Genomic DNA, 18,132 nt, shown 5'->3' with positions numbered 1-18,132 from the left:
GTTTGACCACCCCCCTTATAGCACGAGGTAAAGAACGCCATCCCGGCAGGCTGGCCCACGTTCAACGCCCTCATCTTCACGCCCGGCAAGCCACCGGCCCAGCCCGTGCGCGGATTGGATGCCCTCCAGGCGCAACGCCTCAGCAAGTTCAGGCTCGGGATCGCCGGTCGCTGCGGCTGCATGTGCCTCAGCTTGTGCTAATCGCCAAAGTTCGCCCGCCGTCTTCCATTCTCCACCAGTCGCGCGGCGTAGTGCTGGTGTGAGAAAGTCGGCTTGTCCTTCGGTCAAACGCGCCACCTGCGCTTCCAACCGCTCTATGCGGGCAATGAGGCCAATCTTATCTTCCATGGTGCCGCTCAATCTGTAGGGGATGGTAATTAGATATGTCCCCGAATAGGGCACACTCAGATGCGCCAATTCTGGGTTTTCCGTATCCGAATAGGGCACACTTCATGACTGGACGGCCCGCAACTGTGCCCGAATAGGGCACGGGGGTGTGCCCGAATGGGGGGGTGGGTTTTGAATTTCCAGATTGCGCGCGCGACCCTGCCGGGGCTTCGGTAAATAGGTCTGATACACGGTCACCGGATAATCATGCCCAACGGCCCAACGCTCGGGTTCTCTGGTGGCCTCACGCTTTCCGGCGGGCAACATCGTCAGCCGAAAGGTTGCGGTCTTCCCGGTGCCATCTGTGCCGCGCTGCCAAGGGTTCGTGCAAACGATCCAGCCTTTTGCTTGAAGATCTGCCAGCGCCGCGCCTGCGGTCTTGACGCTGCACCCCATATCCTCGGCCAGCTTGCGCAGGGATCGGTAAACCTCACCGTTGTTGTTGTGAGAATTCTTCGCCTCTGCAAAGCAGCGAACCCGTAGGTGAAAATATGCGTCCCGCGCGGGGAAGCTCAGAGCCTTCCAGGCGGGCAACAAGCGGTGCGCGCGTATCCACTTGGTGAATTGCGGCTGTCGCTGTTCATTCCGCTTGTCGCGCCCCATTAGCTCGCCCCTCCGATGAATTGCAGGAGGGTTTCACGCTCGGCATTCTCTACCTGCTTCAGGTGTTCCAGTTCATACGCTGGCAAGTGATCCTCGATTGCCTCTCGAACCATGTCCCGGATCGTGTCCGGCGGGATCGCGTCCAGTTCTGCGGCGAAGTCATACGGCCACCTACGATCCGCAGCGGTGTTGCGCTTGGCCGGGCGCGTCGGCAGGTCGAGGTTCAAGACTTGGTGATAGGACAGGCCAAGGTGATGAAATCGTACCTGCACACCGAATTCTGCGCCGAACCGCTCCACCTTTTCTTGCAGGGAATTCGCTGCGTCCTGGCCGGATCGGTCGAAGTCATAGAGCGCGTAGACCACCAGCGTCTTGCCAGTGCCGCGCATTTCGTTGACCGCACCATAGGCGAAAGTCTCGGACGTGTACCCGCCGGTCGGCATGAGCGGCACGTCATATTCGGACGTGACAGGATAGAGCACACCGGCCAGCGCCGATTTCTCCAGCCAGATTTCAACCTCTTCATCGCTGTCGGCCCACAAGCTCTTGCGATAGAGCCGCGCCGTGTCCTGTAGCGCGGCCTCCCAGCCGTCGAAGGTGCGGGGCTTGCGCATGTAGCGGGTCGCGTCGGCAATGCAGTAATAGGGCAGACGGCCACAGCGCCGCAGTTCCAGAACCTGCGACTGCACCTTGTTATAGCCAAGCTCGGTCTTGTCGATGCCGGGAACGTCGGCCACGGTCGCGGCATAGAACAGTTGCCGAACCGTAACCGGCGCGTGTGCCTTGGCGTAGGTGATCAGGAACGCGGCGCGAACCTGCATCTCCTCTTTGGTCGCGCGCGTCCGTTTTATCGGGCTAGCCTGATAAGTCATCAAGAGCGCCCCCCTTTCGGCGGGTAGTGAACCGCTCGATGGTGCTTGCGGCACAACCACCGAACCACCAAAGGCCGGTGATAATCGTCGTGGTGCGCCTCTGCGTTCTCGTCACCGCAAACCTCGCATGGCTTGCGTTTGATCAGCCCATCGCGCAGCCCGGCATGGGTTGCTCGGTGCGCCCAATATTTGAGGGGGTTGCGCTTCCGCCAGCGTTGTTGCCGGGTCAGCTTCCGCGCCTGAATCTTCGTCATTGCTCTTACCTCGGGATTTGCTCCCGGCGGCGAACGGTGCTATTGGTAGGGAACAAGCCCGCCAGCTTGAAATTTTCCCCAGCCCCCGCCGTGCCGCCGGTGGGGGTTTCTCACGCAGCCTTCGTTTCTTGCGATTCCAGCCATTCGATGATTGCGGCCTCACGCCAATAGCGCCGCCGTCCGATGTAGATCGGCTTCGGGAATTCTTTGACGGGATCGTTCAACCAGCGCCAAAGCGTCATCTGCGAGACACCGCCGCACAGATCACATACCGCCGCAGCGGCAATACGCTTGTTCGGGTTGCAGCTATCGGCGGGCAGATTGCGCGCGATAGCAGGTTGTGCTTGTACGTTCATAGGCCAAGGCTCCTTGTGGGTTATGCCATGGCCTAACTAGTAGGCATAAATCTTGCGGATCATCCAAGCAATATGGGTCCAGAAAAGAAACTAGTTTTCTGGACCAAACCGTTCCATTCTTTCTTTAAACCACTTTTGTTCTTCAATTTCACGCCGGTATGCCCGCAGAGCATCAAAGCATTTGCTTCGGCTATGTCCCTTTCGTCCGTTCTCAAGCTGCACTTGATAAACCGCCTCGTCAACAGATTGGCCAAGCACGTCAACGATCTCGTGCATCCTTTTTCCGACACTCCAATCCGGCCCAGCCGGACGGCCTTGCGCTCGGTTCTTCAATTCAAATTTGAAACCGTGCGCAATATTATCGGGACGTATTGCCGAGGCTAGAAGTCTCAGGAATTCTTTTGACGGATTTCCGTCTTTTAGCACTTCTGCAATGCGCTCGGCCCTTTCGTCCAGTTCCAATGACTCGTCAATCGAATTGATGAACAGTATCCAATCTGGCTTGTCAGTCATGACGCCCCCCCGATCCGCACCACGTTGTCGGCCTTGCCCTCGACCAGATCGGCCACCAGTCGCGCCCATGCGTCCAGAGCCTTCCGTTTTTCGTCGGCATAGTCGTGCCGCTGATAAACCGCGACGATCCCGCCGCCGGTGCCGCTGACGTGATTTAGAACGGCCTCGGTCACGCGAACAGGGATGCCAAGTCGGGCCATTCCCGTTGCCGCCGTGCGCCGCAGGTCGTGGAAGGTCCAGCGCGGTATCTCAACCGCCTTGCCGGTTTCCTTCGCGGCGATCTCTTCCATGCGTTCGGCAATGTGATCCCGGCCCTTGTAATAGCCGCTGAGCGGCGTTGCGCCGGTTGTGGTGTGGTAGTAGCCCGGCCCGCTGTCGATGCGCTCCATCCCCGCCAGAACGTCCCGTGTTGCCTCTGACAATGGCACGTCATGGGAGCGGCCATTTTTCGTTCGATCCGATGCTAGATGCCATGTGTCGTCGTTGATCTCGGAATCGGTCATTCCCGCGACCTCGCCCAGCCGCTGGCCCGTGAGCAACAGCACCTTGCCCAGTGACCCCCAAGGCTGGCCCAGATCGTCGCAGGCATTCCAGAACCATCGGATTTCATCATCGGACAGAACCCGGTCGCGGCTCGTTTCCTTCGCCACCGGCTTGACGCCCGTGGCCGGGTTTGCGTCCAGAATGTCGCGCTCAACACACCAGTTGAAGAACTTGTTGAGATAGGCGCGAAGCCGGTTCGCGGTCACAACCCGCCCGCTATCCGCGATCCCGTCCAGCAGGTCGATCACGTCGCGCTTGGCAATGTCGTGAACATCGCGTCCGCCCCACTTGGCAACGACATGCCGATCTAGCTCGCGCTTGACTGTATCGCCGGATTTCAACCCTGCCAGATGCCGTTTGGCGTATTGCTCCACCAGCGTCTTGATCTTGTCGCGCTCTGAAAGCTGTGCCTCGATCTTCGCGGCCTTGGCCTTCTTCTTTGCCGCGCTCGGGTCGTCTCCATGCTCCACCGCCTCAATCGCATCAGATGCCGCAGCGCGCGCAGCGGCAATGCCCATGATCGGCCACTTGCCTAGCGTCAGCTTTTTCGGCTTGCCCCCGTAGCGGTATCGCAGCGCCCAGGATTTCGCCCCGCTAGGCTGGACCACCAGATAGAGACCGGCTAGCGCCGGGTCGGGGTATTCGTGGCGGTTTCGGCTCGGCTTGATCGCCTCCACCGCCTTCGTTGTCATTGCCTTTGCCATAGTCAATTTCCCCTCGGGGTAACACAGGGGTAACGGAATTCGGTGTATTGTCCCGTTACCCGATGTTAGTAACAATGGCTATCAATGGTGTTAACTTCAAGTTTTATATGGAAAATTATGCCGCGATAGTTTTGCAAAGTTTGGTTCCGTTATGGGCTTAGTTTTGACTGTTAATCAATTGGTCGTAGGTTCGATCCCTACCGCCGGAGCCATAAAAAGCCCTTAAGTCTCAGCGACTTAAGGGCTTTTTTCTGGGGTTATCGGGGCGTTTTGGCGCTGGGGAACACTGGGGGAACAGTCCTGCGGCTCACCCCTTGGTCCGCTTAGCCTCTGCCCGCTTCCGGCGCTGGTGATGCCGAGCATTGCAGTTCCGGGAACAGAAACGGGTTCCTTCCTTCTTCTCAAGCGCGATAGAGGCACCACAGGTTAGGCAGGTGCGCCCCAGCTTCGACGCCAGAACCGCCTTGCTGCGAATCGCGTTGTAATAGTCCCGCCTGCATTTCTTCTGGCAGAATTTTCGCTTGAGTGTCACGTCGCACGGAATAGGGGTGGCACAGTGCAGGCACTGCCCGTCGCCTATAGCCTCAAGACGGGCTTCCCGTTCGGCATGTATCCGCGATGCATATCCGCATTCATTGGAGCAATACTTTCGGTCTAGGCGTGGCAGTTTCCCGGCGGGCGAGCGGTCGGGTAGAGGTCTGCCGCACCACTCACAATGGTCGATCATCTCGATGATGCGCGGGTCACGGCCTTCACCACCTGATCCTCGCTGGGGCTCTGTTGCACAAATTGTGGTGTGAACGGACGTCCCCTTTCCGTGGACACACTTATCCTACGGGCTCAGTGACGGGTATGCCAAGAGCGGTGTAGCGATTGAGCACCGCGACCCGGACTTGGAGCTCAGCAACCTGCCGGTCGAAGTCTCGGGCCATGAGGCCTTGGCCAAGCAGTTTGACGCAGTTCATCTTTGTCTCTGCGCGGCTCCGGCGGTGATATCCGGTCAACTTTTGCCATAAAGCACGCCCGAGATATTTGCAGGCTCTTACGGCTTCGTTTCGTGCGATAGCGCCCGCCGTGGTTGGTTTCCAAGGTTGGGCATTTTTGCGCGGCAGGATGACGGCCGCGGCTCCCCGAGCGGCAATCACATTGTGACATCTTCGCGTGTCATAGGCGCCATCAGCGGTGACGGTGGCGATCTCCTGGTCGGGTAGGATTTGTTCCAGCAAGTCGGGCAACATGGGTGCATCCGCTGCCCGGCAGGCGCATCCGAAGGATGCTGCCGAGAGGGGCCGACATTGCTTGTCGTGACGCCGACCGCGCGGACCTCCAGTGTTTCCTCGTTCAAACCGAGGTGAAGCTTGCGCCACAGGCGTTTCTTGCTTCCGCCATGCTTGCGCGCGTTCCACTCCCCTTCGCCCTCGGCTTTGATCCCTGTCGCGTCGATCAGAAGGTGCAACGGCCCAGTTCCGCCACGGTAAGGGATGGAGACATTCAACGTCTTCTGGCGGCGACACAGAGTGCTGAAGTCCGGGACTGTCCAGTCGAGCCCAGCCAGTCGCAACAGGCTTTCGACGAACCCCGTCGTCTGCCGAAGGGGCATACCGAAAAGCACCTTCATCGTCAGGCAAGCTTGGATCGCTGCGTCGCTGAACTCGGGCTGACGACCGCGCCTACCCGTCAGAGCCGCGTGCCAGGACATCTCGGGATCAAACCAGATTGCAAGAGAACCGCGCTGCTTCAGCGCCGTGTTGTACGAAGGCCAGTTCCTGGTCTTGTACTTCGCAGGTGACCAACTGCTCATGACAGCCAGCTATCACGCTGGATTCAAACAGTGAATCCCTCAGCCGATTTGTGCAACAAAGCCTCGTCATAGGAAAAAAACGGGCACCGGTCGGTGTGGCCACCACATCACCCGTCGAAACCGCGATCCGCGATGCCCGCGATCCGCGATGCCCGCGATCTGGGGTATCTGGTGACACAGGTGACCGATGCCTGCCTAACCTGTACCGCCGATCAGGCGGCTCATTCGCTGCGAACGACACAGGGCTATTGCCGCCAAGTGTCCACCGACGACCCAGATCGCGGGGAACTGGCGGGGCATCGCGGATAAGCGCGCCGAATGGGGCGGTGCCTCAGACGGTCAAAATGGTCGACCCGCTGGTCTGGCGCGCCTCCAGTGCAGTGTGCGCGGCGCTGGCTTCCGAAAGTGGGCGACGGGTTGCCGCGTCGAGCCGAATTGTGCCATCCAGAATCCGCGCAAACAGGTCATTCGAACGCGTCAGCAGTTCGTCGCGCTCCACGATGTAGTCGAACAGCACCGGCCGGTTGGCGGACAGTGAGCCGCCGGCGGCAAGATCCGACAGGGCGAAATCCGAGATCATCCCCGAGGATTGGCCGAAATTCACGAACATGCCGCGCCGTTGCAGGCATTTGAGCGAGCCGCGCCAGGTATCGGCGCCGACACTGTCATAGACCGCGGCGCAACCTTTGCCATCGGTTAGCTCGGCTACCACGGCGGCGAAGTCTTCGGTGCGGTAATTGATCACGTGGTCGTAACCATGTGCCAACGCGAGCGCCACTTTCGCTGGCGTGCCCGCCGTTCCGATGGCCCGCGCCCCGAGCGCGCGCAGCCATTGCCCGAGGATCAGCCCGACGCCGCCAGCGGCCGCATGAACCAGCACGGTATCGCCGGCCTGCACCTTGTACGAGCCGGTGACCAGGTATTGCGCGGTCAGCCCCTTGAGCATTGCGCCCGCGATCAAGACCGGATCAATCCCGTCCGGCAGGCGCACCAGACGGTCGGCTGCCACCACCCGTTGCGTGCGATAGGCCCCGTGCGGCATGACGTAGGCAACCTTGTCGCCCGGTGTCAGGTCCGTAACGCCGGCCCCAACCGCCAGAACCATGCCAGAGGCTTCGGCGCCCGGAATCATCGTGTCTTCCGGCCAAGCATAAAGACCGCTGCGGAAATAGACGTCGATAAAGTTCACCCCGACTGCCGTCTGTTCCAGCAAGACCTCGCCGGGGCCGGGCTCTGCGACAGGCAGGTCTGCCCATTCCATCACTTCTGGGCCGCCGGGGGTGCGTGCGATCCAACCTTTCGACATGTTCATCAGCTTTCGACCAAGAAGACATCATCAACGGGCAATTGCATGGCCGTTACCAGGTGATTGGTCTGCGCCGCCATGCCGATGATTGTCAGCAGCTCGGCATGTTGCTCGGGCGTCATACCCTTGGCCTTTGCCGCAGCTGTGTGGGAATGCACGCAATAGGTGCAGCCATTCGCGGTCGAGACGGCGACATAGATCATTTCCTGAACCGCCGGGGGCAGGGCGGTCTCTCCGGTCATCACGGTCTTCAGGTTGTCCCATGTGCGTGCGAGTGCCGCCGGGTCATTGGCCAACCCGCGCCAGAAGTTGTTGATGAAGTCGGTCTTGCGCGTCGCGCGAATGTCGTCGAACACGGCCTTCACTGCGGGGATCGCGTCGGCTTCGGCATCACTCAGAAGTTTTACGGTTGCCATGTTTTTCTCCTATATTTCAGGCTTTTGCCCAATCCCAATACAGCTCGCGTGCTTTGCGTGCCATCGGCCCAAAGGGCAGCTCGCGATCGTCAAAGCCGATCACCGGCACCACCTTCGAGATATTCCCGGTCGAGAAAATCTCATCTGCGCTGCGAAAATCCTCGATGCTCAGGGTTGTCTCGTGAACGCTTACACCCGCGTCGCGCAGCAGGGCAATGACCCGTTGGCGGGTGATACCGTTCAGGAAGGTGCCGTTGGGCATTGGCGTGAACACCTCGCCGTCGCGCGCCATGAACACGTTGGATGTGGCCAGTTCCGCCACGTTGCCATTCGCGTCGCAGCACAGCGCATTCTGATAGCCCTTGGCCTGGGCTTCGCGCACCATGCGGGCGTTGTTGGCGTACAGGCAGGCGGCCTTGGCGTTGACCGGCATCACCTCCATCGTGGGACGGCGGAACCGGGTGGTGGTGATGGTAAAGCCGGTGGGGTCCACCATCGGCATTTCCTCAAGGCACAGGGCAAAATCGGTGCTTTCGGGTTTGGGCGGCAGCACCCCGGCGTCGCTTTCTTCGGCCCAATACATCGGCCGGATATAGATGTCGGTGCCGGGTGCGAACTTGTTCAGCCCTTCATAGGTCAGCGCCTCGATTTCGCCGCCCGACAGGGTCGGCACAAGGCCAAGCGCGCGGGCGCTGTCATTGACGCGGGCGCAGTGACGATCAAGGTCGGGGGCGACGCCATCGAACAGGCGCGCGCCGTCGAACACAAGGCTGCCAAGCCATGTGGCATGCGAGTCTGCCCCGAGGATGCGGGTGTCACCCTGATGCCAGTCGCCGCGGTAATACGTCCATATTGTCTTTGTCATTCGGTCTTCTCCTTAAGCACGTTCAGGGTCCGCTCTCCGGCTGCGCGGGTTAGTGAACTGCGGCGTACATGATTTTTTCTTCGGTGGCCTCGGCCGGCGATAACTCCTCGACGATACGGCCCTGCCGGCAGACCAGAATGCGATCCGACAGGTTCATGATTTCGGGCAGATACGAGGAAATCATCACCACCGCGAGCCCGGCATCGGCCAGTTCGTTGATGATCTGGTGAATCTCGGCAATCGCGGCCACGTCCACGCCCCGAGTCGGTTCGTCGAAAATCACGATGCGGGGCTTCTGGATCAGCCCTTTGCCGATAACGACCTTCTGCTGGTTGCCGCCAGAGAGTTCGACCACCTGCGCCTCGGCGTTGATCGTTCGGATGTTCAGGCGGTCTGTCCATTCTGCCGCCAGGTCGCGGATGTCGCTGTTGCGGATCACCAGGCCGTCTTCCTTGTCGGCGGCCAGAAGCCCGCCAAACAAGTTTTCTCCGATCGACATCGTTTCGAAGATGCCTTCGGACTTGCGGTCTTCGGTGACATAGGCGATGCCGTCACGCACCGCTTCAGCGGGGGTATAGTAGCGGACTGGTCGGTCATCGAGGGAGATGGTCCCGCCGCGCAGGAAGTCTCGTTTGTAGATGCCGGAGACGATCTTGAAGGTTTCCGTCCGTCCCGATCCGATCAGCCCGAACACCCCGGTGATCTGCCCTTCGAATACGGAAAACGCGGTGTTGCGTACCATTGCGCCCATCGAAATGTCCTGCACCGACAGGACCTTGCGGCCAGGTTTGCGCAGGCGCGTCTCGTCATGGTGGCGATAGATTTCATCCGACAACGTGCGCCCGACCATCGCGGCGATGATCTTGTCGCGGTCAAACTCGGACGTCGGGCCGGTGGCCACCCTTTCGCCGTCGCGCAGGATGGTGATGCGGTCAGATATCAGCAAAGCCTCTTCAAGCGCGTGGGAGATGAACACGATCGAGACGCCCTCGGCCTTTAGTCGGCGCAACAGCGCGAAGAAATGGCGCTTTTCCTCGGGCGTGAGAGTGGCGGTGGGTTCATCGAAGATGATCACGCGTGCCTTGTGATGTACCGCGCGCGCAATTTCGACCATTTGCCGCTTGGCTGCGCCGAGGGATTCGACCATCGCCGCCGGATCGACGGGAAAGTTGAGCGACTGAAGGAATTGTTGCGCCGAGATATATGTGCCGCGCAGCCGGTTGAGGAAGTTTTCTGACCCGAGATAGAGGTTTTGAGCCACCGTCATCGACGGCACGAGGCTTGTCTCCTGAAACACCATCGCAATACCGGCCTGAAGCGCCGCGTGCGGGCTGGCGAACTGCACCTCTTTGCCCTGATAGGTCATCTTGCCCGCGGTCGGGGTGACAACACCCGCCATGACCTTGGTCAGCGTCGATTTTCCGGCGCCGTTCTCGCCGAGAAGGGCGTGGATCTCGCCCTCGGCGACGTCGAAATCAACATCTTTCACCGCCGGAACGCTACGGTAAGTCTTGGTGATCCGCTCCATCTGCACAACGGGATTCATGCCATGCCCTCCGTCGCGAGAATACAGTTGCCACCGCGCGATGCGATGAGGTCGCGGCCGTTGAATTCGATTGCGCTGCAGGTGCCGTGCCGCTTGCCGTTGGCGCGGCTGTGCAGACTGAACGTCGGGGTCATGTCCGGGGCAAGGCGCACTGCCAACCCGCACGACCGGCTGGGCGACCACGCCTTGTGAACGCCCATGGTGCGAATGCCGCCGCATTGCAGCGGTTCCAGAAAGCTCTGGCCCGAGGCAAGAGTCGGCGCGATCCAGAATTCACGCGGTACGCTGGCCATCATGTCGAACCGGTAGTGGGTTTCCTGAAGGACGAACTCGATCAGCCGGTTGCGTGGCGCGAATATCGACAGCCAGGCGCCGCCGTCGGCACAGGGTGTGAGCCGGGCCGGGTAGCCCGGCAAATTTCGCAGAATCGGCTTGACCGTGCCGGCCTCGACCCGCACCAGCCGGTGCCGCCAACTTTCGCTGACCAGGCACCCTTTGGTGTCGGGCAGCAGGCCAAACGGCCATTCCAGTTTTTTCGCCATCACCTCGAAACCGGCGCCGGGCATCCGTCGCCAGACCGATCCGTTGGCGTTTTTCTCCATCAGATCGGCGACCCAGCCCGACACGTGATGCCGGTCCGAGCCGTTGGCGAGCCACAGCGCCCCATCGGGTCCATAGGCCAACGCCGTGATGCAAGCCACCCCCTTGGGCAAAGGCACCGGGGTGCCGTTCTCGGTCAGGCTGCCGTCATCGAGTGCGACGGCGAGCGTGCCATCGGGGCCGGTGGCCAGCGCGGTGATGGCGGCGGCAAAGCTGTCCAGATGTTCCGGTGCCGCGTCCTCGCGCAGTTCGACGAGATCGCGCCCGCTGGATGCGAGCAGGCGGTCGCCGTTCCGGCACAGGTTGTCGGCGTCAGGCAGGTCGGCAAACACTGCAAGCTCGTCCAGAGTGGAATTGGGACGAAATGCGCCATCCATCGGCGGGATGGTGATTGCGCGGCCGCGAAAGATATCGAGGATCGGATCAAGGATCATTTGGCCGCCCCCCAATAGGCGTTGTTGGAGGTCCAGGTCTTGTCGGCTCCGTCGACTGTGAAGCGACCGATCCGGTTGTTCAGGATGCCGCCGATGAACAATTCACCCTTGTGCTCGCGCATCGAGGTGACCATCGGATGCGCCAGACCTGTCAGATCGCCCATGGTCTGAAGGATTTCGCCGTTGTCGTTGAACTTGACCACGCCGCCGGTGTTGATGTTGGGAAACAGCCAGTCGTCCTGGGGCAGTCGGCGCGCCATGCGTTTGCGCATCGCCGGGTGACGCAGCGACAGGTCAAACGACGGGGTGCGCATACCGAGCCACGCCATCCAGTAGGTGCCATCCGACGCGCGGTTGATGTTGTCGGGATAGCCCGGCATATCGCGGATCACGCATTCGGCGGTGCCGGCTTTGGGGCCTTCAAGCCAGTAGCGGTGAATGCGGCAGGCCCAGCTTTCGCAAAAGAACAGCGATTTGTTGTCATGCGCCATCGTCACGCCGTTGGTGTAGCGGTAACCGTCGAGCAGGGTCTTGGTGCTGCCGTCGGCGGGATCATAGACCAGCAGCCGCCCGGTGGCGCGGTTCTCGATACTGTCGAGCGTCCATTCATGCGCGTCGTAGCGTTTGGTCGAGTCGGTGAAATAGACCTTTCCGTCGGGGGCGATATCAAGGTCGTTGGGATCGCGCAGGCGGGCGTCGTCGACGATGGATGTCAAAGAGCGTCGGGTTTCGGCCGACAACCTGGTGACAGTGCGGTCGGGTGCGATCTGGTAAAGCCCCATTGCGCCGACGCAGGTGATCAGATTTCCGTCGCGGTCGAACGCAAGCCCGAGGGGGAAGCCGCCGATATGCGCAAACACTTCGGACCGGGTATAGTCCGGCGCGAAAAAGCGCACGATCTCGCCGTGGCGGGTGCCGCAATAAAGGTGATCGTCACGGTCAAGGATGACGTCCTCGGGCCCTTCCACTTCGCCCAACCCGATATGCGCGGCGGCTGACAGTTTGCTGTTCAGTGCGTATGGGGTGCCCGAGCCCGGCACCGCCGAGGGGGCCTCGCCCATGCGCAGATAAACCGGTGCGACATAGACCTCGTTCAGCACCTTGTGGCGGTTCTTGAGCCAGCGGATGTCGATCGTCACAGCGACGGCCAGCAGGATGCCCAGAACCATCTGGTTGGTGCCGGTGCCATAGCCCAGCCGGATCAGTCCGTTGGTCATCACCATAACGATGATGGCGCCCATGATCCCCTTGACCACAGAGCCACGCCCGCCGCCAAGGCTGTTGCCACCGACCACGGCCGCCGTCAGGGCAAGGATTTCCAAGCCGTGCCCGGTTCCGGGACCAGCGCCCGACAGCCGGGTCGCGATCAGGAAGCCGGCAGCGGCAGAGCACAGACCGGAAAAGACATAGGTCATGAAGACCGTCTGGCGCACCCGGATGCCCGCATTATGGGCAGAGCGGCGTGAGCCGCCGACCGCCAGGACATGCCAGCCGGGCCGCGACCGGGTCAGCGCGATATGGGTGACGATGGCCAGAACAAGCGCCGACAGCACCGGCACCGACAGGCCCAGAATGGTGCCGTCGCCGATGAAATCCCATGTATCAGAGGACACCATCGACATCTGTATCTTGGAGCCGAAGTTGACGACAAGGATATCATAGATCGCGCGGCCGATGATGAAGGTCACAAGCGTGGTGATAAAGGCGCGCAGCCGAAGGAACCCGATCAGGTAGCCATTGATCGCCCCGAATGTGGCCCCCGTGGCCATCGAGGCGGCAAAGGCCAACCAGACCGGTTGTTCAAAGATGAACACCATGGACACGGCGGAAAACGCGGACAGCGCAAAGATCGAGCCGACCGCCAGGTCGATGCCGCCGCCCAGCATGACCACGGTCAACCCGGTGACAACAAGGCTGAACTCGCCTAGCTGGCGGGTGGATTCCTGTAGCGAATAGAGCTTGAAAAAGCCCGGAATGACGCTGCCGAAACTTGCGACGACAATCACCAGTGCGATGAAAGGGATCGCGTTATCGGTCCAGCGCTTGGTCAGGATTTCGCCGATGACGTGATCTGGCACAAGGTTATAGCGCCACGCCTGCAACTGCTCGCGGAATTTCATCGGGGCTCCGTCGGATAAGGGAGGGGCAGAGGAGGAAACGGCCAGATCATATCTGGCCGTTTCATGAGACGTCCGGTTGTCCGGGATCAGTCCGCGTTCATGGCCTGCAGGGCCTTCAGATCCCAGCAGCTGTCGGGCTTGAGATCCTCTTTGGTGGTCGCATGAAGCAACGTGTAGATGTAGGGTGAGGCGGCGCCCGGTTCCTGACCGCTTTGCAGCAGGTACTTGATGATGGCGACCATGTTATAGGTCTCCTGCGCCAGATTGGTCATGACCACCGCGCCATAGGTACCGTTTTCGATCATGTCGCAATCGGCGGCCTTTTCACCGCCACCGGTGGTGACGAGAAACACCTGGTCCTGCATCCCTGCGTCGCGGATCGCGGCGGCGGCACCGGTTGCGTCCCCATCCCAGAAGTCGATGATCGCGCAGATGTCGGGATGCTGCTGCAGCATCGTGGTGGTCACGTTGCGCGAGGTGGTCGCATCCCAGTTGGAATCCGGTTTGGCCACGACCTCGAACGCGGGGTTGGCGGACAGTACATCCATGATGCCAGCGTACTGGAACAGGCTGGTGGCGTTGACCTGATCCCCCTGCACGAGACCGATCTGGCCCGACGATCCCTCGCCGCAGCCTTTGATCGCCGCCTCGGCTTCAAGCCGGCCCAGCTGGGTCCAGTCGCTGCCGACATAGGCATCCGGTTTGAAGTTGGCGGGGTTGTCGACCAGAATCACATAGATCCCGGCCTTTTGTGCCCGCTTCATCAGTTTGGAATAGGAGTTCATGTCCGGGGACATGACGATCAGCACGTCCGGTTTTTCCTCCGATGCGATCGCCTCAGTGAGCGCCTGCGCGCCGGCCTCGACGCTCCAGTTCGGGTCGCGGGTCTCGAAGACACCGCCAAAGGCCGAAACCTCGTGCTCCAGAATGGCGGCCCAGCCCTGCGCTAGGTCAAAGCCCATCGCCATCGGCACCAGCAGAACGCGCTTGCCGCTCAGGGCCTCGGAATAGGTCATGGGACCCGGATCCTGAGCCACTGCGGGTACGGCGGCAAGGGTGGCAGCGGTCATGGCCGCAGCCGTCAGAAATGTCCGTATCATCTTCATAGCTCTGTCCTTTTCCTGTTGGTTTTATTCTTGGATTGTTATTCTGTCTTTGTCCGAAGCGAGGTCAGATATCTCCCTGCTGCGCGGTTTGTTCGTCGCGCGGGTTCAGAACGCCATCGAAGATGATCGCAAGCAGAAGGATCGTTGATTTGATCAGGTTCTGATACAGCAACGGAATATCGATGATGGTCATCGCATTCAGCATGATGCCGATCAGCGCGGCGCCCACCAGCACGTTGCGCACTCCGCCCTTGCCGCCGGACAATCCGATGCCGCCGATCACGGCGACCAGGACAATGTCATAAAGAAGGTTGGAGTTGACGACGCGGGTGTTGATCGAATGCAGGCTGGCGGCGGTCAGCAACCCGGCGACAAACGAGATCAGGGCTGCCAGCACATAGCGCAGCACCAGCATCGGCCGCACCGGAATGCCGATATTGCGTGACGCATTCGGATTGTCGCCGGCGTAGTAGACATAGCGTCCCCACTTCGTGTAGCGCAAGAACAGGAACATCGCGCCGGACAGAAGCGCAAAGAGATAGACTTCGACCGGAATGCTGGCAAAGCGAAGCCCACCCAGCAAGGCGACCCAGTGCCCCTCGGGTACCGGCACCGCATCGGAGGAAATCAGCTGAGACCGCACATAGCCGAACACGAAAGAACCGCTGGCAAGGGTTACGAAAATCGCGGGAACATCCGCATAGGCGACCAGGAATCCATTCAGCAATCCAATTGCCAGAACACCGGCCAGGACAAGCAGCAGCGCCGTGTGGTCGGCCATTCCATCGCCCAGAAGCTGAAGGTACCAGGCCACCGACATGGCCATGATCGCGACCATCGACAGGTCGATACCCCGGCCAATGATGACGACCGACATGCCCAGGGCCAAGATACCCAGTACCGAGATCGAGCGGACAATTGAGATCAGGTTCGGTGCAGACAGAAAGCCCGGAAGCGCGACCGAAGCGATGACGAAAATAAGGACTGCCACGATCAGGACAATACGTTCCTGATTGAGGTTTTTCAGGTTGCTCAACGGGCCAGTATCCATGTGTTGTTCAGCTGCTTCTGTTCGCATCATCCCATTGTGGAATGCGCGCCAAGCAACCTGACAACAGGCTAGCAACTGGCTGTCGCCGCCGTCCAATGAAAGTTTTACTCAAGAAATCATTCCGATAGGGAATGCGTCTGGACACGATGTGCCTACACAATATGCAGATGTCCGCGACCCGCTGATTTTTCCTCCACCAAGATGTGCTTGCGCAACGCCTCGATGAAACGGCGCCCATAAACCGGCAACGTGGCGCGGCTGTCTGACATGGCGCAGATGTCGAACCGGATGGGTTCGCCGCGCAAGGTTATCGGTCGGCTGATCAGCGACCGGCCTGCAAGTATCGCCGAAGACGGCACCACCGCGATGCCATTTCCGCCCTCTGCCATCGCGAACAGCGTGTGCGGCGAGGTGCTTTCCAGCACGATCCGTGGAACCTGCCCCGACAGCCGACAGGCGGCATCGAACACCTCGCGCGAGGCGTGGCGGCAATTTAGCGTCAGGATCGGGCTCTCAAGGAGATCGGTAATCTCGATCGGACCGCTGGTGTTGGGCAGGAAGTCGGGGGTTGCGACCGCGAGAAAGCCCAATTCACCGAGGCGCACCGCCTCGAAAGGCTCGATCGGTGCGGTCGGCATCGCGCTGATCGTCAGGTTGACGGCGCCCGCGTGCAGTTTTTCGGCAAGCTCCGGGCCGCCACCATCTTCAAGCCGAACGTCAATGCCGGGGTTGGCCAGGCGCCATTCGCCCAGGAACCGGGGCAAATAGCGTTCGACCAGTTGCGAACAGGCCCCGATCTTCAGCAATCCGCTTTGATTTCGCGCCAGATCACCGGCGAAGGACCACAGATCTCGGTCCGCCACCAACACGCCGTTGACCTTGGTCAGTAGTGCCTCGCCCGCCGCAGTCAGGCGCACGTTGCGGCCGGATTTTTCAAACAGCCTGAGACCCAGAGACTCCTCCAGTCCACGTATCTGGCGCGACAGCGCCGATTGCGTGATGTTCAGACGCTGGGCGGCCAGCGTGAAATTTGCAAGCTCGGCGGCGGCGACAAAACCGGAATACGTGCGGATGTCCATGTTTGTGCTCCAGGATGCGACGGGAAAGGGTAGGGGCCACCGGTGGCGGATGTCAACGCAGGGCGGGCCGGGAGTCGGACCATGCCGGTCGGCTGTGGCTTCCGGCGGTCCTGTCAGACAAACGCGGCTTGAGGCGGGGGAGCTGGGTAACTTTGCGAGATGATCAAGCGCCGCCTGTTCAAGGACTTCAAGACCAGCCTCTAGATCATCCGTCTGGAAGTGATGCACTCCCTTCGGTTCCCGCTTTCGCTCCGGAATGTGGAAGACCTGCTCCACGAACGTGGCATCGACGTCAGCCATGAGGTGGTCCGTTTTGGTGGCCCAAGTTTGGGCCGTTGTCCGCCGCAGAAATCCGCAAACGTCGGATTGAACGCGGTCGCTCCAGCCGGTGGCGATGGCATCTGGACGAGATGTTTGGGAATATTAACGGCGCGCGGCACTCCCTCTGGCGAGCGTCGGCCACGAAGGAGAGGGAGCTATGCGGGATTATGGGTGATGGGGCCTGAACGGGCTTGAAGACCATCAGCTTCGCCGTCTTCTGCGATAAAGCGCCTTTGGTGCGCACGGTCCGATGCCGGACAGTGGCGAAGACGCTCTCGATCGGGTTGCCCGTGCGCAGGTGATCCCAGTGCTCACCCGGGAGTTCGCGCCGGTCCGCCGCAGGCGGCAAACTGTCCGGGGGACAGTTTGAGGCAAGAACGGTCGGAGACCCGTAGAAAGCGAGCAGCACCTCGCGGTCTTTGGTCAGGCAGGTCACCGCCTTTTCGTACTTGGCGCTGTATTTCTCGGCGAAGATGTCCATGGCGGCCATGGCCTTGGCGCGGGTCTCGGCCTGCCAGATCTCACGCAGGGCAACTTTCACCGTGAGCTGCATGGATTTTGGGAGCTTGATCAGAACATTGGCGATCTTGTGAACCCAACATCTTTGATGCCCCGTGCCCGGGAAGAACTCGTCGAGCGCCTTCCAGAACCCCATGGCCCCACCGCCGGCGGCGATCTCGGGCGGAACCGCGAGGCCGCGTGCCTTGATGTCTACCAGGAGCTCCCGTCCCGCTGACCGACAGGCGATTGCGTAGTAATTTTCCGAAAGGGGGCTCTGGGCGCTCTCGCGCAGGCCGACCTGGAAGCCGACAAGCTCCTTCTTCCCCTCGGGCGTGGCCCCGAGAATGACGAGCATGCATTCGGCCTGCGGCTCCATCCAGGCCTGCAGGTACACGCCATCCTCCCAGATATAGACGTATCGGCGGGCCGACAGGTCGCGGCGCTGCCAGCGGTCGTAGTCCTGCTGCCACTCACCGGTCAGGCGCGAGCGTCACGCCCATTTCGGCAGGATCGCCGAGGTGAAGCGGATCTTCCGGTCGGAGGGCACATCGGTGGCGCGGTCGCGCACCTTCGGACGTTGGACGTCAAGCGCCCCGTTCCCGGTTTGGATGCTGCGCTCAGGTCCGTATCCGTGCCGGACAACTCGATGGCGGCCGTCCGGTAGTATCTCTTCAGCGTGCTGCGCGGCGAAGGCGTCAGCCTCGGCCCGCAGCGCGGCAGCCAAGGGTGGCCGCTGGACTTGTTCGTCACCAGC

At 60.9% G+C, this 18,132-nt stretch carries 17 protein-coding genes and 3 pseudogenes; 2 read left to right on the top strand and 18 right to left on the bottom strand.

Annotated features, from left to right (window positions below):
• Nucleotides 1-15: 15 nt before the first annotated feature.
• The 8 genes and pseudogenes from ABWV23_RS18605 to ABWV23_RS18570 all read right to left on the bottom strand — a co-directional run bounded on the left by ABWV23_RS18605 (nt 16) and on the right by ABWV23_RS18570 (nt 6,033).
• Entirely contained in the window at nt 16-348 is a 333-nt protein-coding gene (locus tag ABWV23_RS18605) for a hypothetical protein (protein WP_353350457.1), read from the bottom strand.
• A gap of 102 nt (nt 349-450) precedes the next feature.
• Nucleotides 451-990: a helix-turn-helix domain-containing protein gene (locus ABWV23_RS18600; RefSeq protein WP_353350455.1), complete on the bottom strand. Its 540-nt coding sequence runs from the start codon at nt 988-990 to the stop codon at nt 451-453.
• Entirely contained in the window at nt 990-1,811 is an 822-nt protein-coding gene (locus ABWV23_RS18595) for a hypothetical protein (RefSeq protein ID WP_353350453.1), read from the bottom strand. The genes ABWV23_RS18600 and ABWV23_RS18595 overlap by 1 nt, the downstream gene beginning before the upstream one ends.
• 50 nt (nt 1,812-1,861) lie before the next feature.
• Complete coding sequence (locus tag ABWV23_RS18590; protein WP_353350451.1) at nt 1,862-2,116, bottom strand: hypothetical protein; 255 nt, start codon at nt 2,114-2,116, stop codon at nt 1,862-1,864.
• Between the two features lie 110 nt (nt 2,117-2,226).
• On the bottom strand, nt 2,227-2,472 hold the full coding sequence (locus ABWV23_RS18585) for a helix-turn-helix transcriptional regulator (RefSeq protein ID WP_353350449.1): 246 nt from the start codon (nt 2,470-2,472) through the stop codon (nt 2,227-2,229).
• A gap of 90 nt (nt 2,473-2,562) precedes the next feature.
• Complete coding sequence (locus ABWV23_RS18580; RefSeq protein ID WP_353350447.1) at nt 2,563-2,985, bottom strand: hypothetical protein; 423 nt, start codon at nt 2,983-2,985, stop codon at nt 2,563-2,565.
• Nucleotides 2,982-4,205: a tyrosine-type recombinase/integrase gene (locus ABWV23_RS18575; RefSeq protein WP_353350445.1), complete on the bottom strand. Its 1,224-nt coding sequence runs from the start codon at nt 4,203-4,205 to the stop codon at nt 2,982-2,984. Before ABWV23_RS18575 ends, ABWV23_RS18580 begins: the two co-directional genes overlap by 4 nt.
• A gap of 854 nt (nt 4,206-5,059) precedes the next feature.
• Nucleotides 5,060-6,033: pseudogene (locus ABWV23_RS18570) on the bottom strand (IS5 family transposase).
• 132 nt (nt 6,034-6,165) lie between these two features.
• Between ABWV23_RS18570 and ABWV23_RS18565 the strand changes: the two are divergent.
• A complete protein-coding gene (locus tag ABWV23_RS18565) occupies nt 6,166-6,342 on the top strand; it encodes a hypothetical protein (RefSeq protein WP_353350443.1) in 177 nt (58 codons plus the stop codon).
• 22 nt (nt 6,343-6,364) lie between these two features.
• On the opposite strand, the gene ABWV23_RS18560 is transcribed toward ABWV23_RS18565, so the two are convergent.
• From ABWV23_RS18560 to ABWV23_RS18520, 9 genes are all read right to left on the bottom strand, one after another.
• The gene (locus tag ABWV23_RS18560; RefSeq protein ID WP_353350442.1) at nt 6,365-7,339 is read right to left on the bottom strand and encodes a quinone oxidoreductase family protein; all 975 of its coding nucleotides are present in this window, start codon (nt 7,337-7,339) and stop codon (nt 6,365-6,367) included.
• A 5-nt stretch (nt 7,340-7,344) separates the two neighbouring features.
• Nucleotides 7,345-7,755, bottom strand: a complete 411-nt coding sequence (locus ABWV23_RS18555) for a carboxymuconolactone decarboxylase family protein (RefSeq protein WP_353350441.1) — start codon at nt 7,753-7,755, stop codon at nt 7,345-7,347.
• A gap of 16 nt (nt 7,756-7,771) precedes the next feature.
• Entirely contained in the window at nt 7,772-8,620 is an 849-nt protein-coding gene (locus tag ABWV23_RS18550; RefSeq protein ID WP_353350439.1) for a branched-chain amino acid aminotransferase, read from the bottom strand.
• 49 nt (nt 8,621-8,669) lie between these two features.
• Entirely contained in the window at nt 8,670-10,148 is a 1,479-nt protein-coding gene (locus tag ABWV23_RS18545; protein ID WP_353350437.1) for a sugar ABC transporter ATP-binding protein, read from the bottom strand.
• Nucleotides 10,149-10,162: 14 nt separating this feature from the next.
• Entirely contained in the window at nt 10,163-11,200 is a 1,038-nt protein-coding gene (locus ABWV23_RS18540) for a hypothetical protein (RefSeq protein ID WP_353350435.1), read from the bottom strand.
• The gene (locus tag ABWV23_RS18535) at nt 11,197-13,320 is read right to left on the bottom strand and encodes an ABC transporter permease (RefSeq protein WP_353350433.1); all 2,124 of its coding nucleotides are present in this window, start codon (nt 13,318-13,320) and stop codon (nt 11,197-11,199) included. Before ABWV23_RS18535 ends, ABWV23_RS18540 begins: the two co-directional genes overlap by 4 nt.
• A gap of 86 nt (nt 13,321-13,406) precedes the next feature.
• Entirely contained in the window at nt 13,407-14,390 is a 984-nt protein-coding gene (locus ABWV23_RS18530; protein ID WP_353350431.1) for a sugar ABC transporter substrate-binding protein, read from the bottom strand.
• Nucleotides 14,391-14,490: 100 nt separating this feature from the next.
• Nucleotides 14,491-15,462 (bottom strand): ABC transporter permease, encoded by a 972-nt coding sequence (locus ABWV23_RS18525; protein WP_353350429.1) that lies wholly within the window; start codon nt 15,460-15,462, stop codon nt 14,491-14,493.
• Between the two features lie 167 nt (nt 15,463-15,629).
• Complete coding sequence (locus ABWV23_RS18520; RefSeq protein ID WP_353350427.1) at nt 15,630-16,856, bottom strand: LysR family transcriptional regulator; 1,227 nt, start codon at nt 16,854-16,856, stop codon at nt 15,630-15,632.
• Between ABWV23_RS18520 and ABWV23_RS22420 the strand changes: the two are divergent.
• A pseudogene (locus ABWV23_RS22420) lies at nt 16,761-17,011 on the top strand (IS6 family transposase); the annotation flags it as partial. The gene ABWV23_RS18520 and the pseudogene ABWV23_RS22420 sit on opposite strands and share 96 nt — an antisense overlap.
• A 44-nt stretch (nt 17,012-17,055) precedes the next feature.
• Here the strand turns inward: ABWV23_RS22420 and ABWV23_RS18515 are convergent.
• Nucleotides 17,056-18,102 (bottom strand): annotated as a pseudogene (locus tag ABWV23_RS18515) (transposase); the annotation flags it as partial.
• Between the last annotated feature and the right edge of the window lie 30 nt (nt 18,103-18,132).

The organism is Aquicoccus sp. SU-CL01552 (assembly GCF_040365005.1).
GTDB lineage: Bacteria > Pseudomonadota > Alphaproteobacteria > Rhodobacterales > Rhodobacteraceae > Antarcticimicrobium.
This window is presented reverse-complemented; position numbering and strand designations above follow the sequence as displayed.

What these genes read in the sequence shown, in the direction of transcription:
- ABWV23_RS18605 (WP_353350457.1), bottom strand. Translation starts at nt 348, where the DNA reads ATGGAAGATAAGATTGGCCTCATTGCCCGCATAGAGCGGTTGGAAGCG.
- ABWV23_RS18600 (WP_353350455.1), bottom strand. Translation starts at nt 990, where the DNA reads ATGGGGCGCGACAAGCGGAATGAACAGCGACAGCCGCAATTCACCAAG.
- ABWV23_RS18595 (WP_353350453.1), bottom strand. Translation starts at nt 1,811, where the DNA reads ATGCAGGTTCGCGCCGCGTTCCTGATCACCTACGCCAAGGCACACGCG.
- ABWV23_RS18590 (WP_353350451.1), bottom strand. Translation starts at nt 2,116, where the DNA reads ATGACGAAGATTCAGGCGCGGAAGCTGACCCGGCAACAACGCTGGCGG.
- ABWV23_RS18585 (WP_353350449.1), bottom strand. Translation starts at nt 2,472, where the DNA reads ATGAACGTACAAGCACAACCTGCTATCGCGCGCAATCTGCCCGCCGAT.
- ABWV23_RS18580 (WP_353350447.1), bottom strand. Translation starts at nt 2,985, where the DNA reads ATGACTGACAAGCCAGATTGGATACTGTTCATCAATTCGATTGACGAG.
- ABWV23_RS18565 (WP_353350443.1), top strand. Translation starts at nt 6,166, where the DNA reads ATGCCCGCGATCCGCGATGCCCGCGATCTGGGGTATCTGGTGACACAG.
- ABWV23_RS18560 (WP_353350442.1), bottom strand. Translation starts at nt 7,339, where the DNA reads ATGTCGAAAGGTTGGATCGCACGCACCCCCGGCGGCCCAGAAGTGATG.
- ABWV23_RS18555 (WP_353350441.1), bottom strand. Translation starts at nt 7,755, where the DNA reads ATGGCAACCGTAAAACTTCTGAGTGATGCCGAAGCCGACGCGATCCCC.
- ABWV23_RS18550 (WP_353350439.1), bottom strand. Translation starts at nt 8,620, where the DNA reads ATGACAAAGACAATATGGACGTATTACCGCGGCGACTGGCATCAGGGT.
- ABWV23_RS18545 (WP_353350437.1), bottom strand. Translation starts at nt 10,148, where the DNA reads ATGGAGCGGATCACCAAGACTTACCGTAGCGTTCCGGCGGTGAAAGAT.
- ABWV23_RS18540 (WP_353350435.1), bottom strand. Translation starts at nt 11,200, where the DNA reads ATGATCCTTGATCCGATCCTCGATATCTTTCGCGGCCGCGCAATCACC.
- ABWV23_RS18535 (WP_353350433.1), bottom strand. Translation starts at nt 13,320, where the DNA reads ATGAAATTCCGCGAGCAGTTGCAGGCGTGGCGCTATAACCTTGTGCCA.
- ABWV23_RS18530 (WP_353350431.1), bottom strand. Translation starts at nt 14,390, where the DNA reads ATGACCGCTGCCACCCTTGCCGCCGTACCCGCAGTGGCTCAGGATCCG.
- ABWV23_RS18520 (WP_353350427.1), bottom strand. Translation starts at nt 16,856, where the DNA reads ATGGCTGACGTCGATGCCACGTTCGTGGAGCAGGTCTTCCACATTCCG.